The sequence below is a fragment of the Burkholderia mycopellens genome (assembly GCF_964265025.1).
GTDB lineage: Bacteria > Pseudomonadota > Gammaproteobacteria > Burkholderiales > Burkholderiaceae > Burkholderia.
The window spans coordinates 3,197,472-3,213,489 of record NZ_OZ183802.1; the positions used below are offsets into that span (position 1 = coordinate 3,197,472).

Consider the following 16,018-nt stretch of genomic DNA (forward strand, 5'->3'; position numbering starts at 1 on the left):
CTTCACGCGGCACGCAGCGCCCATTCGACATGCTCGCGCACGACCGGCGACGGATCGTCGGCCCGTGCGCGCAACGCGGCGACGATCGCATCGCGCGCCTGCGGCGCGAGCCGGCCCGCGTCCGCGCGCAGCGCATTGCCGAGCCCGACCGCGAGATTGCGCAGCCAGCTTTCGTAGCCGATGCGCCGGATCGCACTGCCCTGCATCCGCGTATCGAACGTGTCCGCATCCCACGCAAACAGCTCGACGAGCGTCGCGCGGTCGAGGCCGTGCCGCACGTCAAAATCGGCGACGGGCGCGGCCTGCGCGAACTTGTTCCACGGGCACACGAGCTGGCAGTCGTCGCAGCCGTACACGCGATTGCCGATCATCGGCCGCAGCGGCTCGGGGATGCTGCCTTTCAGTTCGATCGTCAGGTACGAGATGCAGCGGCGCGCGTCGACGCGGTACGGCTCGACGATCGCGCCGGTCGGGCAGGCGTCGATGCAGCGCGTGCAGCTGCCACAGTGCGCGCCGGGCGTCTCGGGTGCGGTGTCGGGGGACGTGTGCGCGTCGGTCGGCAGCGGAACGTCGACGTAGATCTCGCCGAGGAAGAACAGCGAGCCCGCATCGCGCTGCAGCAGCAGCGTATGCTTGCCGCGCCAGCCGACGCCCGCTTTCTGCGCGAGCTCGACCTCGAGCACGGGCGCCGAATCGGTGAACACGCGGTAGCCGAACGCGCCGATCTCCTGCTCGATGCGCTCGGCGAGCGTCTGCAGCCGGTTGCGCAGCACCTTGTGATAGTCGCGGCCGCGTGCGTAGATCGACACGACGGCCGCCTGCGGATCGTCGAGCCGGGCCCGTTCGCGCGCGCGCCAGTCGTGCGCCACGAGCGCGCCCGGCTCGCCGCCGGGGGCGGCGGCGGCGAGCGTTTCGGCCGGCAGATAGGCGAGCCGGGCGGAAATCACGCGTCGCGTACCGGCCACAAGTTCGGCCGGGCGCGCGCGTTTCATCCCATGTTTCGCCATATAATCCATTTCGCCGTGGTATCCGGCTTCCAGCCAGGCAGCGAGGCCTGCTTCGGCATCCGAGAGATCGGTATCGCTGATGCCGATCGCCCCGAAACCCAATTCGCGCCCCCACGCCCTGATGCGCGCGGCGAGCGCAGTCAACGCCGCATCGTCGAGCGCGCACGGTGCCGCGCCTTCGGCACGAGTCGAAGGCCTGTCGGATGCGGCGAGTTCCGGTAATCGGTTCATCGCACTATTTTACGAGAATGCCAGCCACGCCCAGCCAACCGCCTCATGACGCCATGCTGCCCGCCCTGCTCGCGGAGCGCGTGATCGCGCTCGCCGACGAAGCGGCGACCGAGGCCTTCGGCACCCGCTTCGCGCACGCGCTCGATGCGGCGCGCACCGAGCTCGCCCGCGCGCATGCGTTCGACGGGCTGCAGATCCAGCTGGTCGGCGATCTCGGCGCGGGCAAGACGTCCCTCGTACGCGCGATCCTGCGTGGCCTCGGCCACACGGGGCGCGTACGCAGCCCGACCTACACGCTCGTCGAGCCGTATGCGCTCGAACGCGACGATGGGGAACTCGAGGTCTATCACTTCGATCTGTATCGTTTCAACGATCCGGCCGAATGGTCCGACGCAGGCTTTCGCGAATATTTCAATTCCAGCGCGATTTGCCTCGTCGAATGGCCGCAACAGGCGGGCACGCTGCTCGGCGTACCCGATCTGGTTTTCTCGCTCGACGTGGATGGCGACGGCCGCGCCCTCACCGTCCGGGCGTACAGCGCTTCAGGAAAGGCATGTCTCGAAAGATGTTGATCAAACCGTTCCGCTCGATCGAATCGGCGGCCACCGCGACGCACAACTGGCGGCGCCGCCAGATCCTGTGCGCGGGCGCGTCGACGCTGGTGCTCGGTCTCGTCGCACCACGGCTCGCGCACGCGTCGTCGGTGCTCGGCGTGCGCGTGTGGCCCGCACGCGATTACACGCGCGTCACGATCGAATCCGACCAGCCGCTGCAGAATAGCCAACAGCTGCTGCAGGGGCCCGACCGTCTGGTGGTCGACCTGACCGGCCTCGACCTCGACCAGGCGCTGCGCGACCTCGTGTCGAAGATCGCGCCGAACGACCCGCAGATCCAGTCGGTGCGCGTCGGCCAGTATCAGCCGCACGTCGTGCGGATGGTGTTCGACCTGAAAGGCTCGGTGAAGCCGCAGGTGTTCACGCTGCCGCCGGTCGGTACCTACAAGTACCGGCTCGTGTTCGACCTGTATCCGGCCGTCGCGCCCGATCCGCTGTCCGACCTGATCGCGCAGACGGAACGCAAGGAGCAGGCGCTCAACGACACCGCGCGCGCGCAGCAGATGCAGCCGCCGACCACGCTGGCCGGTCCGGGTACCCCGCCGCCCGCCGCGGGCGACAACAGCGACGCGTTCTTCCAGCGCTTCGCGCAGAACACGCCGGCCACGCCGCCCGCCGCCGCCACGCCTTCGACGCCCGCGAAGCCGGCCGTCAAGCCGCCGCCCGTCATCGCGCGCCGCGACGACAGCGACGACGACGGCGACACCTACAAGTTCACCGCGCCGAAATCCGGCAAGGGCGGCACCGTCCGCCTGCTGACGGTTGCGATCGATCCGGGCCACGGCGGCGAGGATCCAGGCGCGATCGGCGGCGGCGGCACGTACGAGAAGCACATCGCGCTCGACATCGCGAAGAAGCTGCGCGCGAAGATCGACGGCGCGCCGAACATGCGCGCGATGATGACGCGCGACGCCGACTTCTTCGTGCCGCTGAACGTGCGCGTGCAGAAGGCGCGCCGCGTCGGCGCCGATCTCTTCGTGTCGATCCACGCGGACGCGTTCACGACGCCGTCCGCGCGCGGCTCGTCGGTGTTCGCGCTGTCCGATCACGGCGCGACGAGCGCCGCGGCGCGCTGGATGGCGAACAAGGAAAACTCGTCCGACCTGATCGGCGGCATCAACATCAAGACGACAGACGCGGCCGTGAGCCGCGCGCTGTTCGACATGTCGACGACCGCGCAGATCCGCGATTCGCTGCGCTACGGCAACTACGTGCTGAAGGAAGTCGGCGGCATCAACAAGCTGCACAAGGGCTCGGTCGAGCAGGCCGGATTCGCGGTGCTGAAGGCGCCCGACATTCCGTCGATCCTCGTCGAGACCGCGTTCATCAGCAACCCCGAAGAGGAGAGCCGGCTGAACGACGACGGCTATCGCGACCAGATGGCCGACGCGATCTTCCGCGGCATCAAGCGTTATTTCGCCGCGAATCCGCCGCTCGCGAAGAACCGGATGGCCTGAGCGCCGCCCCTTCCCCGCCGCCGGCACGCAGTGCGTGCCGGCGCGTCACGATGCCGCGAAGCGGCGCATCAGTTTCCCGCCGAACACGTTCACCGCGAGCCCGCCCATCACGAGCGCCGCGCCGATCAGTTGCGTGCGCGTCAGATGCTCGTCGAGCAGCAGCGACGACGACGCAAGGCCGACGATCGGCACCAGCAGCGAGAACTGCGCGACCTGCGCGGCCGGATAGCGCGACAGCAGGCGGCTCCACAGCCCGTAGCCGAGCAGCGTCGCGACGAACGCGAGATAGACAACCGCGAAGATCGACGCGCCGTTGAGCCCGGCGAGTGCGGTCGCGATCCGCTGCGGCCCTTCGAACCACAGCGACAACAGGAAGAACGGCACGGGCGGCACGAGGCTGGCCCACACGACGAGCGACACGAGGTTCGCACGGCCGACCTTCTTCGTGACGATATTGCCGAACGCCCACATCGCCGCCGAGCAGATCGTCAGCAGGAAGCCCGCAAGCGTCATCGCGCGGCCGCCCTGCGCCGCGATCACGACGAGCCCGCCCGCGGCGATCGCGAGGCCAAGCAGGTTCTGCATGCGCAGCCGCTCGCCGAGGAACAGCATCGCGAACACGAGCGTGAAGAACGCCTGCGACTGCAGCACGAGCGACGCGAGGCCGGCCGGCATGCCGACGTACATGCCGGTGAACAGGAACACGAACTGGCCGAGCTGGATCGTCGCGCCGTACAGCACCAGCAGGCGCCACGGAATCTGCGGCCGCCGCACGAAGAACACCGCGGGCACGGCCGCGAGCGTGAAGCGCAGCGCGCCGAGCAGCATCGGCGGCATCCCGTGCAGGCCAACCTTGATCACGACGAAGTTCACGCCCCACGCCAGAATCACGACCAGCGCAAGCAGCAAGTCCTTCGGGGCCATCATCGGCGTCTCCTCGATTTTGTCGAATGGTCGTGCAAAGTTCTCCCAGGCCCTGTCGCTTTGCGCCGCGCGCCCCGAGGCGGCCGGCGCCGAGCGGGACTCCCTCCGGGGCGAAAAACCGGGGCGGCCCGGCGTTTTGCCGAGAAGCAGGCCAGTCTACCGGGTTTCAGCCACCGGTCCGATACCCGCGCGACGCGCATGGAATCGGCGGACGGCCAGTACAATGACCGACATCCCCCGCCGCCGCCACAGGATCCGCCATGACCGCTCCGATCAAAGCCCTGCTGAAGCCGCACGTGCGCGACATCGGCAACCTGCAGGTGCGCCGCACGCTGCCCGCACTCGCCGCCCGCCTCGTCGGCCCGTTCATCTTCTTCGATCACATGGGGCCCGCCACGCTGCCGCCCGGCACGGGGATCGACGTGCGCCCGCATCCGCATATCGGCCTCGCCACCGTCACCTATCTGTTCGACGGCGCGATCCTGCACCGCGACAGCCTCGGCTCGCTGCAGGAGATCGTGCCGGGCGACGTGAACTGGATGACGGCCGGCCGCGGGATCGTCCATTCGGAACGCACGCCCGACGCGCAGCGCGAAAACGGCCACACCGTCCACGGGATCCAGACCTGGGTCGCGCTGCCGCGCGCGCACGAGACGACCGAGCCGTCGTTCGAGCATCATGCGGCCGACACGCTGCCGAAGCGCATCGAGGACGGCGTGTCGCTGACGGTGATCGCCGGCGACGCGTTCGGACTGCGCTCGCCGGTCACGACGTTCTCGCGCACGCTGTACGTCGCGGCCGAATTCGCGGCCGGCGGCCGTCTCGAACTCGACGCGTCGCACGAGGAGCGCGCGGTCTACGTGGTCGACGGCGAACTCGCGATCGACGGCACGCCGGTGCCGGCCGAACAGATGGCCGTGCTCGCGCCCGGCGCCGCGGTCACGCTGACGAGCGGCAGCGGCGCGCGTGCGATGCTGCTCGGCGGCGACAGGATCGACGGCGAGCGCTTCATCGAATGGAACTTCGTCGCCAGCAGCCGCGAGGCGATCGAGCGCGCGAAAGCGGCCTGGACGCGCCAGGAAATGGGCAAGGTGCCGGGCGAGACCGAATGGATTCCGCTGCCCGAGTCGAAACCGCGTTGAAAAAGGGGCGCGCCGCCCCCATCCTGACGACATTCGAACGGAAGAGAACGACATGGACACCACGCTTGCCACATTCGAGAAAGACGTCATCGAGGCGTCGCTGGACGCCCCCGTGCTGGTCGACTTCTGGGCGCCCTGGTGCGGCCCCTGCAAGACGCTCGGCCCGCTGCTGGAAAAGCTCGAAGGCGACTACGAAGGCCGCTGGAAGCTCGTGAAGGTCAACGTCGACGAGAACCAGGAACTCGCCGCGCACTTCCAGACGCGCAGCAACCCGCACGTGATCGCGTTCGCCGACGGGCGCCCCGTCGACCAGTTCGTCGGCGTGCTGCCCGAAGGCCAGCTGCGCGCATTCCTCGACCGGCTGCTGCCGGCGCCCGAGGAAGCCGAACGGCGTGCCGCGCAGGACGCGATGGCCGAGGCGCGCCACGACGACGCGCTCGCGCACCTCGAGGCGGCGCTCGCGCTGAACCCCGGCTTCGACGACGCGCGCCTCGACTTGATCGAACTGCTGCTCGCGAGCAACCAGGTCGACGCCGCGCGCGCCGAGACCGAGCGCCTGTCGCCGCAGACCGTGCAGAACGGCGACCCGCGCTACCAGGCGATCAAGACCCGTTTCGACGCACTCGACGCCACGGCCGACCTGCCGCCGACCGATGCGCTCGAAGCGCGCATCGCGGCGAACCCGGCCGATCTCGACGCGCGTTTCGATCTCGCGCAGAGCCTGATCGCACGGCGCGCGTATGAAGGCGCGCTGGAGCAGTTGCTGGAAATCGTGACGCGCGACCGCACGTACGGCGACGATCTCGGCCGCCGCACGATGATCTCGGTGTTCGAGCTGGCCGGCGATCGCCCGGACCTCGTCGCCGGGTGGCGGCGCAGGCTGAGCATGGCGCTCAACTGAACGGATGCGTGACCGGCCGGGCCGCAACGGCCCGGCTGCGGAATCGCCCCGCATGGCATGCGACGGCGCGCGTCACGCGCCGCAGCATGCGTCAACGACCGCGATTCACGGCGGCTCAGCCGGCGGCCTGCGCCGCGATCGCGCGCAGCGCATGCGCGGCGGCCGCGAAGCCGAAGCTCGCGGTCACGCATACGCTCGAACCGAATCCCGCACAGTTGAGCCCCGCGACGTGCGCGGCCGCGGACGGCTCGGCGCCATCCTCGAGGTCGCAGGCGGCCGCTTCCGGATAGATCAGCGGCTCGTCCGAATACACGGCGCTGACCTTGAAACGCGCCTTCGGCCCGCGCGGAAAGCCGTGCTGCTTGCGCAACTGCGCGCGCACCTTCGACAGCAGCGGATCCTGGATCGTCAGCGCGAGATCGTCGATCCGGATGCGCGTCGGGTCGAGCTGGCCGCCCGCGCCGCCGACCACGACGAGCGGCTGGCGCTTCGCGACGCACCAGGCGATCAGCGCGACCTTCGTGCGCACGCTGTCGATCGCGTCGATCACGTAGTCGAAACCGCCGCCGAGCAGCGCATCGAAGTTGTCGGGCTCGACGAAATCCTCGATCCGGTTCACGCGGCACGCGGGATCGATCAGCGCGATCCGCTCGGCCATCGCGTCGACCTTCGGCTTGCCGTAATTGCCGTCGAGCGCGTGGATCTGCCGGTTCGTATTGCTTTCGGCGACGTTGTCGAGATCGATCAGCGTCAGCGTGCCGACCGCGTTGCGCGCGAGCGCCTCGGCCACCCACGACCCGACGCCGCCGATCCCGATCACCGCGACGTGCGCGCGCTCGAACGCGGCCGCGGCCGGCGCCCCGTACAACCGCGCAACGCCGCCGAAGCGCCGCGCGCGATCCACGTCAAGCTGGATTTCCGGGGTCGGGGTAAGATCAAAGGAACTGGGCGGGGCAGCGTCGGCGGCGGACATGGCAGCAAGGAAAACGTAAGTCGTGCGGCCCTCTATTCTGCCTGAACTCCCTGCTCGCACGCGCCACTGTGCACGCACGTTTCTCGCGCGTTGGCTACAATGGTTCCAGATTGAAGCGTTTGCATAACATGACGACTCTCGCCGATCTCCGCATCAATTACTCACGTGCTTCGCTCGACGAAGCCGATGTCGCCCACGACCCCTTCGCCCAGTTCGACCGCTGGTTCAAGGAGGCGCTCGCCGCCAAGCTGCCCGAGCCGAACACGATGACGCTCGCGACCGTCGGCGACGATGGCCGGCCGTCGGCACGCATCGTGCTCATCAAGGGCGTCGACGAACGCGGGTTCGTCTTCTTTACCAATTACGAAAGCCGCAAGGGGCGCGATCTTGCCGCGCATCCGCAGGCCGCGCTGCTGTTCTACTGGATCGAGCTCGAGCGTCAGGTGCGCATCGAAGGCCGGGTCGAGAAAACCAGCGCCGAGGAAAGCGACCGCTATTTCGCGTCGCGCCCGCTGGGCTCGCGCATCGGCGCCTGGGCATCCGAACAGAGCGCGGTGATCGACAGCCGCGCCACGCTCGAAGCGCAGGAAAAGGCCGCCAGCGAACGCTTCGGCGAGAACCCGCCACGGCCGCCGCACTGGGGCGGCTACCGCCTCGTGCCCGACTCGATCGAGTTCTGGCAGGGCCGCCCGTCGCGGCTGCACGACCGCCTGCTCTATACGCGCGACGCCGACACGTCGCCGGGCTGGTCGATCTCGCGCCTGTCGCCGTAAGCGCGGCGCCGGCGCACGCCGGTCGTGTCTCGTGTTGCATCCGGGCGCCCGCCTCGCAAGCGGCGGGCGCCGGTCAAGATACTTGGCTGTATTCGATTCAACGAACAAACGGAGAATCCAAATGTTCTGGGAAAAGAAGCTGGCACAGTGGGCGGACGAGGTACGGGCGAAAGCGAACATACCGGCGCGCCTCGTGCTGTGGAACGGCGATCAACTCGATTTCGGCACCTTCAGCGCACCGCAGGTCACGTTGAAGGTGAACAGCGCGTCGGCGTTGCCGCTCCTGCTCGAACCGAGCCTCGACAACCTCGGCGAGGCGTACGTGAAAGGCAAGATCGACATCGAGGGCAAGGTGTCGGACATCATCAACATCGGCTACTCGCTCGCGCGCAGCACCGTGACGAGCGCGAGCAAGCTGGCGCGCGTGAAGCGCTACTTCAGCCACACGAAGAACACCGACAGGAAGGCGATCCAGTATCACTACGACGTCTCGAACGAGTTCTACCAGCTGTGGCTCGACGAGAACATGGTGTACTCGTGCGCGTACTTCGAGAACGGCGACGAGGATCTCGCCACCGCGCAGATCAAGAAGATCGACCACATCCTGACGAAGATCCGGCTCCAGCCCGGCCAGCGCCTGCTCGACATCGGCTGCGGCTGGGGTGCGCTCGTGCTGCGCGCCGCGCAGAAGTTCGGCGCGCAGTGCCTCGGCGTCACGCTGTCGCAGAACCAGTTCGACCTCGCGACCGCGCGCGTGAAGGCTGCCGGGCTGGAGGACAGGATCGAGATCCGGCTGCAGGACTACCGCGAGATCGACGGCCAGTTCGACCGCATCACGAGCGTCGGGATGTTCGAGCACGTCGGGCGCAAGAACCTGCCGCTCTATTTCTCGCGGGTCCATGACCTGCTCGCCGACGACGGCATCGCAATGAACCACGGGATCACGTCGACCGACGCGGAAAGCGGCGAGACGGCGCTCGGCGGCGGCGAGTTCATCGACCGCTACGTGTTCCCGGACGGCGAGCTGCCGCACATCAGCCTTGCGCTGGAAGCCGCGCAGCGCGGCGGGCTCGAAGCGATTGACGTCGAAAGCCTGCGGCGGCACTATGCGCGCACGCTCGACATCTGGACGGAAAACTTCGAGGCGAAGGCAGAAGCCGCGCGACAACTCGTCGACGACGAAAAATTCCGCATCTGGCGCGTGTATCTCGCCGGCTGCGCGTATGCGTTCGAGCACGACGACGTGTCGATCTTCCAGATCGTGTGCCGCAAGGCCGGGCAGAGCGCAAAAACGCTGCCGTGGTCGCGGCGCTATATGTACGAACACACGCTGCCGCGCTAGGCAGCGCTTCACGCTGGGCATGCATGGGTGACGGCAGGACGCGGCGCAAGGCGCCGCCGCAACGACAGCAGCACGACGACGACGACGCGACACACGCCGACGGGCAATTCGACCTGTTCGGCGTGCCGGCCGATGCTGCACGCGCGTCGCCCGACGACGATGGCCCGCGTGCCGACACCAGCGAACACGTGAACCCGGGCGCGTCTGACGGCGCACACCCGGCTCCACGCTCCCGCACCCGCCCCATTCCTTCAGACGAAACGCTGCCTGCCGCTTCCGGCCTGCTGTGGGACGAGCCGTCGCCGCCCGCTGCGCCACCGAAGAAAGGCCGGCGCCGGCGCGGCGTGCTGCCCGCGCCGATCGCGCCGGATGTGGCCGCCGCAGCGGCCGGCCTGCCGCCGAACGTCCGGCTCGGCACGTCGTCGTGGTATTTCCCTGGCTGGGACGGCATCGTCTACGACGGGGATTTCGCGCAAACCAGGCTGTCGCGCGAAGGGCTTGAAGCGTACGGCGCGCATCCGCTGCTGAAAAGCGTGAGCCTCGACCGGTCGTTCTACGGCCCGCTGTCGGTGGCCGACTACCTGCGCTATGCGCAGCAGGTGCCCGACGATTTCCGCTTCGTCGTGAAGGCGCCGGCCTCCGTGACCGACGCGGTCATCCGCGGCCGGCGCGGCGAGCCGTCGGGGCCGAACCCGACCTTCCTCGACGCGGATCTCGCCACCCGCGAATTCGTGCAGCCGTGCGTCGAAGGGCTCGGCCGGAAAGCCGGCGTGCTCGTGTTCCAGTTCTCGCCGCTGCCCGACCCGCTGCTCGCCCAGCCGGCCGCACTGATCGACCGGCTGGCCGCATTCTTCGCGGCGCTGCCGCCGCTGCCGCCCGAAGCCGACGGCACCCGCTATGCGATCGAGATTCGCGACGCGAGCCTGCTCACGCCGCGCTTCATCCGCGCACTCGCAGCACTCGGCGTGCGCTACTGCGTCGGCCTGCACGCCCGGATGCCCGACCCGCTGCGTCAGGCCGCCGCGCTCGCACTGCTCGACGGCGACGCGCCGGGCCCGCTGATCGTGCGCTGGAGCCTGCACGGCGGATTCAAGTACGAACAGGCGAAAGCGAAGTACGAGCCGTTCGACAAGCTCGTCGACGAGGATCCGGCCACGCGCTCGGCGCTCGCCGAACTGGCCGCGCGCTATGCGCTGGCCGGGCAACCCGTGATCATCACGATCAACAACAAGGCGGAAGGCTCCGCGCCGCTGTCGTGCATCGCGCTTGCGCGCGAGATCGCCGCCGCATGCGCGCAGTGGCGCAACGAGGCGGCTTGATACCGGCGTGATACCGGCTTGCGCCGGCCGCGCTTACGCGCCGCGCAGCGACTTCAGCCGGTGCGAGAACTTCTGCCGAAATTTCGCGAGCTTCGGCCCGATCACGACCGAGCAGTAACCCTGCCCCGGGTTACGCGCGTAATAGTTCTGGTGATAGTCCTCGGCCGGCCAGTAGTTGCCGTCGAGCGGCACGACCTGCGTGACGATCGGCTGCCCGAATACCTGCTCGCGCTCCAGTTCGCGGATGACGTCGAGGGCCGTCTCGCGCTGCGCGTCCGAATGGGTGAACACGACCGAACGGTATTGCGTGCCGACGTCGTTGCCCTGCCGGTTCAACTGGGTCGGATCGTGCGTCGCGAAGAAGATCTCGAGGATCTCGCGATAGCCGATGCGCGCCGGATCGAACGTCACGTTGACGACTTCCGCGTGGCCCGTATCGCCCTCGCAGATGTCGCGATAGCCGGGATTGCGCGTATGACCGCCGGCGTAACCCGACTGGACGGCCGTCACGCCATCGACGTCGAGAAACACCGCCTCCGTGCACCAGAAACACCCGCCTCCCAATGTCGCGGTTTCAAGCATCTCGTTCACCATGAAATCAGTCCCTCGTTGATGTCGGCAGCCGGCACGCATGCGCCGGCGCCACCGTTCCGTCTCGCCGCTGCCCACTCGCATACGGGCCGCAGCGGCACTTCGCCAAGTATCTCACTCGCGCGCGAACCTGACAGAATGCACAGGTGTCGCGCGCGGCCGGACGCCCGTTTTCTCGTCTACACTTAGGCACGCGCGAGCGCGGCGGCCAACCCGCTGTCTCGCGTAAAGCACCCGATGCACGCCCGACCCTGATGCAAACATCATCTGCCGGAACATCGATATGCATGCCTTAACAGACATCACTCGCGTCACTCGCATGGCCGTTGCCGCGTCGCAGGCCACCGCTTCGACCACGCCACCCCGTTGGCGTGCATCCGTCCCGCCTCGCGGGCGGCGATCCGGCGCACAGCCTTTATCCGCTTTCACGATCTGATGCACGGCGTCGCATGCGCACCGACGCGTGCCTCCGCCTGCCGATCGCTCCCGCCGGCGTGTCATGCGCCGCGCGGCAACCCCGACCCGCACGCCCGCAACGAACGGCCGTGCGACCACGATCCGACACCATCGAGAGGGCATCACCATGAGCATGCGGCCTGACCCGACGTTTCACGCTTCGCCGGAACTTGCGATGCAGGCACCGCCGGAAGCGTTCGCCTATACGTTGTTGCTGAGCCCCGATTTTTCCAGACCCGACGCGCTCGCCGTGATCGACGTGAAGCCTGGCTCGTCGACCTACGGAAAGATCGTGCACACGGTGACGATGCCGAACACCGGCGACGAGTTTCACCACTTCGGCTGGAATGCGTGCTCGTCGTCGCTGTCGCCGTTGACCGGCCATGCGTTCCTCGAGCGCCGCTTCCTGATCATCCCCGGCCTGCGCTCGTCGCGCATCTACGTGATCGATACGAAGCCGCACCCGACGCAGGCGCGCATCCACAAGATCATCGAGCCCGACGAAATCTTCTCGAAGACCGGCTATTCGCGGCCGCACACGGTTCACTGCGGGCCGGAGGGCATCTACGTGAGCACGCTCGGCGGCGCGGGCAAGGACGGCACCGACGGCGCACCCGGCATCTTCATCATGGATTGCGAAACCTTCGACGTGCTCGGCCGCTGGGAGATCGATCGCGGCCCGCAGGACAAGCACTACGACTTCTGGTGGAACCTGCCGCGCGACTACATGGTGTCGAGCGAATGGGCGCTGCCGCCGCAATTCGAGAACGGGATCGTGCCCGAGGACCTGCTCGCGAACAAATACGGGCACCGGCTGCATTTCTGGGACCTGCGCGCGCGGCGCAACGTGCAGACGATCGATCTCGGCGCGCAGCACCAGATGGCGCTCGAGGTGCGGCCCGCGCACGACCCGGCGCGCGAATACGGCTTCGTCGGCGTCGTGGTCGACACGACCAATCTCGAAGGCTCGATCTGGACCTGGTGGCGCGAAGGCGGCAAGTTCCATGTGAAGAAGACGGCGACGATCCCGGCCGAGCCGGCCGCGGCCGATGAATTGCCGCCGCTGCTGAAATCCTTCGGCGCGGTGCCGCCGCTCGTGACCGACATCGACCTGTCGCTCGACGACCGCTTCCTCTACGTGTCGTGCTGGGGCACCGGCGAGATGCGCCAGTACGACGTGTCGGACCCGCACCACCCGGTGCTCGCGGGGTCGGTACGGATCGGCGGCATCGCGCGCCGTGCGCCGCACTCAAACGGCCGCAGGTTCGCGGGCGGCCCGCAGATGGTCGAGATCAGCCGCGACGGGAAGCGCGTGTACTGGACCAACTCGCTGTATTCGACGTGGGACGACCAGTTCTATCCGGACGGCGTGCCGGGCGCGCAGGTGCTCGCACATGTGGGACCGGAAGGCGGGCTGACGCTCGCCGACGATTACTGGGTCGAGTTCCCCGACGGCTATCGCGCGCACCAGATCCGGCTCGAAGGCGGCGACTGCTCGACCGACTCGTTCTGCTATCCGTCGGTCAAGCGTTGAACGCCGGCCTTCACGCCCAGTTCGCACTGTGGGCGGCCGTGCTCGCGAGCGGCATCTATCACGGACTCAACCCCGCGATGGGCTGGCCGCTTGCGGTGTCGAATGCACTGATGACGCGCCGCGGCGGCGCGCTCGTCGCGGCGCTCGGCTATCTCGCGCTCGGCCATGCGCTCGCGGTCTTCGCGGTGATGCTGCCGTTCGGGCTGCTCGCCGCGCTGCTCGCGTGGCAAACGGCGATCCGGATCGGCGCGAGCGCGCTCGTGATCGGCTTCGGCGCCGTGCTGCTGATCCGGCGCCGGCATCCGCGGGCGCTCGCGCGGATTCCGCCCGCGCGGCTCGGCCTGTGGTCGTTCGCGGTCGCGATCGCGCATGGCGCGGGGCTGATGCTGGTGCCGATCTACCTGGGGCTGTGCGGGCTCGACCAGGACGCCGGCCACCGGGCGGCGGCCACGCTCGTCGATGCGCATCTCGGGATGGCGCTCGTCGTCGCGGCCGTGCATGCCATCGCGATGATCGGCGCCGGCGGCGGGCTCGCCTGGCTCGTGTACCGCTATCTCGGGCTGAAGTTCGTGTCGCGGAGCTGGTTCAATCTCGATGCGGTGTGGGCGTCGAGCCTGATCGTGACGGGGGCGTTGTCGCTCGGACTGGCGGCGGCGCGCTAGCGCGGGCGTCGATGGCACGCGTGGCGGAGCGGCGGATCGGCAGGCGGACGGGCCGACCGCACCGCGCAAGAACGCGACAGAGCGGCCTTGCCGACCACGCGCCATCGGGAACCCGGCATCGCACCGCAGTGTTCGCTACGTCACGCTATCCCCGCGATGCGCCGTCCGGCTGGGCCCGGCGGCCCCGATTCCGCTAAAATCGGGCCATGCGCACCCCTTCCCAACCGACCGCCTTGTCGCCTTTCGTCCGCCGTGCCCGCCCCACCCGCGTCGCGCCGCGCCCGCCCGTTTCGTTCCGGATGGCCGCCCGATGAGCCACGCCAACCCGCCGGATTTCGACGCCGCCGCCTTCCGCCAGGCACTCGGCCAGTTCGCGACGGGCGTGACGGTGATCACGACGCGCGCGCCGTCGGGGCAACTGATCGGCATCACCGCCAGCTCGTTCAACTCGGTCTCGCTCGATCCGCCGCTCGTGCTGTGGAGCCTCGCGCACAAATCGGCGTCGACGCCGGTGTTCCGCGGCAACAGCCATTACGTGGTGAACGTGCTCGCAGCATCGCAGCTCGACCTGTGCAAGCGCTTCTCGACCTACAGGGGCGACCGCTTCGAAGGCATCGCGCATGCGGCCGGCAACTCGGGGATGCCCGTGCTCGACGGCGCACTCGCCTGGTTCGAGTGCCACAATCGCAGCCGCTACGATGAAGGCGACCACGTGATCTTCGTCGGCGAAGTGGAGCGCTGCGGCGTGCGCGCGGTATCGGACACGGCACCGCCGCTCGTGTTCCACGGCGGCGGCTTCCACGGCCTTACACCGCTTTGATCGCTCCGGTGCGCGCCAGCCCGACCGGCGCGCCGGCTTCATCCTTCAGCGTCTGCAGCACGATGTTCGAACGGATGTCCATTACGCCCGGCGCCTTGTAGAGCCGGTTCAGCACGAAATCCGAATAGTGCTTGAGGTTGTGCGCGAGCACGCGCAGCAGATAGTGGCTCTCGCCCGTCACGACGAACGCGCCGACGACCTCCGGCCATTCGCGCAGCGCTTCCGCGAAGCGCTCGTGCCATTGATTTTCTTCGTTGCGCATCGACACCTGAACGAACGCCTCGAGCTCGAAGCCGAGCTTTTCGCGGCTCAGGCATGCCCGATAGTGCTCGATCACGCCCTGCTCCTCGAGCAGGCGCATGCGGCGCAGACAAGCGGATGGCGAAAGCGAAATCCGTTCCGCCAAATCGAGATTGCTGATTCTGCCCTCTTCCTGCAGTACCGCCAGAATCCGGCAGTCGGTGGCATCGAGCGTGATCGCGTGCATTTTTGGTCCCCGTTTTCCCTCTGAGTCGAATTATCTGCCAATCCGGCGGATTGTCCATGTTTATTTCGCAAGCACTTTCTGCGAGCGTCCACCTATCATTCGAAGCATCGATTCACCGATTCGTCATGCCATGGACACTCTCTGGGACATCTCGCCGCCTGTCAGCCCCGCCACCCCCGTGTGGCCGGGCGATACGCCGGTTTCCGTCGAACGCGTGTGGCGGATGGAGGCCGGCTCGCCGGTCAACGTCGCACGCCTGACGCTGTCGCCGCACACGGGCGCGCACTGCGACGCGCCGCTGCACTACGACGCCGACGGCGCGCCGATCGGCGCCGTGCCGCTCGATACTTATCTCGGCCCGTGCCGCGTGATCCATTGCATCGGCGCATCGCCCGTCGTACAGCCGGCCGACGTTGCGGCCGCGCTCGACGGCGTGCCGCCGCGCGTGCTGCTGCGCACCTGTGCGCAAGCGCCGCTCACGCAATGGGACCCCGGCTTCTGCGCGGTCGCGCCTGAAACGATCGACCTGCTCGCCGCGCACGGCGTGAAACTGATCGGCATCGACACGCCGTCGCTCGACCCGCAGGAATCGAAGACGATGGATGCGCATCACCGCGTGCGCGCGCACCGGATGGCGATTCTCGAAGGCATCGTGCTCGACGACGTGCCGCCCGGCGACTACGAACTGATCGCACTGCCGCTGAAATTCGCGACGCTCGACGCGAGCCCCGTGCGCGCGGTGCTGCGCGCGCTGCCCGCGCGTGCCGCCTGATTACCCCGACTGA

Annotated in this window: 16 protein-coding genes; 11 read left to right on the forward strand and 5 right to left on the reverse strand. The window is 68.3% G+C overall.

What is annotated here, in order from left to right:
• Nucleotides 1-2: 2 nt before the first annotated feature.
• A complete protein-coding gene (gene queG, locus ACPTTC_RS14895) occupies nt 3-1,238 on the reverse strand; it encodes a tRNA epoxyqueuosine(34) reductase QueG (RefSeq protein WP_423392917.1) in 1,236 nt (411 codons plus the stop codon).
• A 17-nt stretch (nt 1,239-1,255) separates the two neighbouring features.
• Between queG and tsaE the strand changes: the two genes are divergently transcribed.
• Both tsaE and ACPTTC_RS14905 read left to right on the forward strand, forming a co-directional pair.
• Nucleotides 1,256-1,810, forward strand: a complete 555-nt coding sequence (tsaE, locus tag ACPTTC_RS14900; RefSeq protein ID WP_174951540.1) for a tRNA (adenosine(37)-N6)-threonylcarbamoyltransferase complex ATPase subunit type 1 TsaE — start codon at nt 1,256-1,258, stop codon at nt 1,808-1,810.
• A complete protein-coding gene (locus ACPTTC_RS14905) occupies nt 1,792-3,309 on the forward strand; it encodes an N-acetylmuramoyl-L-alanine amidase (RefSeq protein WP_423392918.1) in 1,518 nt (505 codons plus the stop codon). The genes tsaE and ACPTTC_RS14905 overlap by 19 nt, the downstream gene beginning before the upstream one ends.
• 45 nt (nt 3,310-3,354) lie before the next feature.
• Here the strand turns inward: ACPTTC_RS14905 and ACPTTC_RS14910 are convergent, their stop codons facing one another.
• Nucleotides 3,355-4,233 carry an EamA family transporter gene (locus tag ACPTTC_RS14910; RefSeq protein ID WP_423393364.1) on the reverse strand — a complete coding sequence of 293 codons (879 nt, stop codon included), beginning with the start codon at nt 4,231-4,233 and terminating at the stop codon, nt 3,355-3,357.
• 260 nt (nt 4,234-4,493) lie between these two features.
• Here ACPTTC_RS14910 and ACPTTC_RS14915 point away from each other — a divergent pair, with 260 nt between their 5' ends.
• Nucleotides 4,494-5,375 carry a pirin family protein gene (locus ACPTTC_RS14915; RefSeq protein WP_423392919.1) on the forward strand — a complete coding sequence of 294 codons (882 nt, stop codon included), beginning with the start codon at nt 4,494-4,496 and terminating at the stop codon, nt 5,373-5,375.
• A gap of 52 nt (nt 5,376-5,427) precedes the next feature.
• On the forward strand, nt 5,428-6,276 hold the full coding sequence (trxA, locus tag ACPTTC_RS14920; RefSeq protein WP_423392920.1) for a thioredoxin: 849 nt from the start codon (nt 5,428-5,430) through the stop codon (nt 6,274-6,276).
• A 115-nt stretch (nt 6,277-6,391) separates the two neighbouring features.
• Here trxA and ACPTTC_RS14925 read toward each other — a convergent pair whose 3' ends face one another.
• Nucleotides 6,392-7,249 (reverse strand): tRNA threonylcarbamoyladenosine dehydratase, encoded by an 858-nt coding sequence (locus tag ACPTTC_RS14925; RefSeq protein ID WP_226201378.1) that lies wholly within the window; start codon nt 7,247-7,249, stop codon nt 6,392-6,394.
• Between the two features lie 128 nt (nt 7,250-7,377).
• Here ACPTTC_RS14925 and pdxH point away from each other — a divergent pair, with 128 nt between their 5' ends.
• The 3 genes from pdxH to ACPTTC_RS14940 all read left to right on the forward strand — a co-directional run bounded on the left by pdxH (nt 7,378) and on the right by ACPTTC_RS14940 (nt 10,683).
• Nucleotides 7,378-8,022, forward strand: coding sequence for a pyridoxamine 5'-phosphate oxidase (pdxH, locus tag ACPTTC_RS14930; protein ID WP_175971176.1), 645 nt, complete (start codon nt 7,378-7,380; stop codon nt 8,020-8,022).
• A gap of 121 nt (nt 8,023-8,143) precedes the next feature.
• Nucleotides 8,144-9,364, forward strand: coding sequence for a class I SAM-dependent methyltransferase (locus ACPTTC_RS14935; protein WP_423392921.1), 1,221 nt, complete (start codon nt 8,144-8,146; stop codon nt 9,362-9,364).
• Between the two features lie 23 nt (nt 9,365-9,387).
• Nucleotides 9,388-10,683, forward strand: a complete 1,296-nt coding sequence (locus ACPTTC_RS14940; RefSeq protein ID WP_423392922.1) for a DUF72 domain-containing protein — start codon at nt 9,388-9,390, stop codon at nt 10,681-10,683.
• Between the two features lie 33 nt (nt 10,684-10,716).
• Here the strand turns inward: ACPTTC_RS14940 and msrA are convergent, their stop codons facing one another.
• On the reverse strand, nt 10,717-11,277 hold the full coding sequence (gene msrA / locus ACPTTC_RS14945; protein ID WP_175950911.1) for a peptide-methionine (S)-S-oxide reductase MsrA: 561 nt from the start codon (nt 11,275-11,277) through the stop codon (nt 10,717-10,719).
• A gap of 580 nt (nt 11,278-11,857) precedes the next feature.
• Here msrA and ACPTTC_RS14950 point away from each other — a divergent pair.
• The 3 genes from ACPTTC_RS14950 (at nt 11,858) to ACPTTC_RS14960 (ending at nt 14,746) form a co-directional block, all read left to right on the forward strand.
• On the forward strand, nt 11,858-13,264 hold the full coding sequence (locus ACPTTC_RS14950) for a selenium-binding family protein (protein ID WP_226200767.1): 1,407 nt from the start codon (nt 11,858-11,860) through the stop codon (nt 13,262-13,264).
• Nucleotides 13,261-13,926 carry a hypothetical protein gene (locus ACPTTC_RS14955; RefSeq protein ID WP_423392923.1) on the forward strand — a complete coding sequence of 222 codons (666 nt, stop codon included), beginning with the start codon at nt 13,261-13,263 and terminating at the stop codon, nt 13,924-13,926. Before ACPTTC_RS14950 ends, ACPTTC_RS14955 begins: the two co-directional genes overlap by 4 nt.
• A 310-nt stretch (nt 13,927-14,236) precedes the next feature.
• On the forward strand, nt 14,237-14,746 hold the full coding sequence (locus ACPTTC_RS14960; RefSeq protein WP_423392924.1) for a flavin reductase family protein: 510 nt from the start codon (nt 14,237-14,239) through the stop codon (nt 14,744-14,746).
• On the opposite strand, the gene ACPTTC_RS14965 is transcribed toward ACPTTC_RS14960, so the two are convergent.
• Entirely contained in the window at nt 14,733-15,233 is a 501-nt protein-coding gene (locus ACPTTC_RS14965) for an Lrp/AsnC family transcriptional regulator (RefSeq protein WP_006477992.1), read from the reverse strand. The genes ACPTTC_RS14960 and ACPTTC_RS14965 overlap by 14 nt on opposite strands.
• Before the next feature lie 130 nt (nt 15,234-15,363).
• Between ACPTTC_RS14965 and kynB the strand changes: the two genes are divergently transcribed.
• On the forward strand, nt 15,364-16,005 hold the full coding sequence (kynB, locus tag ACPTTC_RS14970) for an arylformamidase (RefSeq protein WP_175970973.1): 642 nt from the start codon (nt 15,364-15,366) through the stop codon (nt 16,003-16,005).
• The last annotated feature ends 13 nt before the right edge of the window (nt 16,006-16,018 follow it).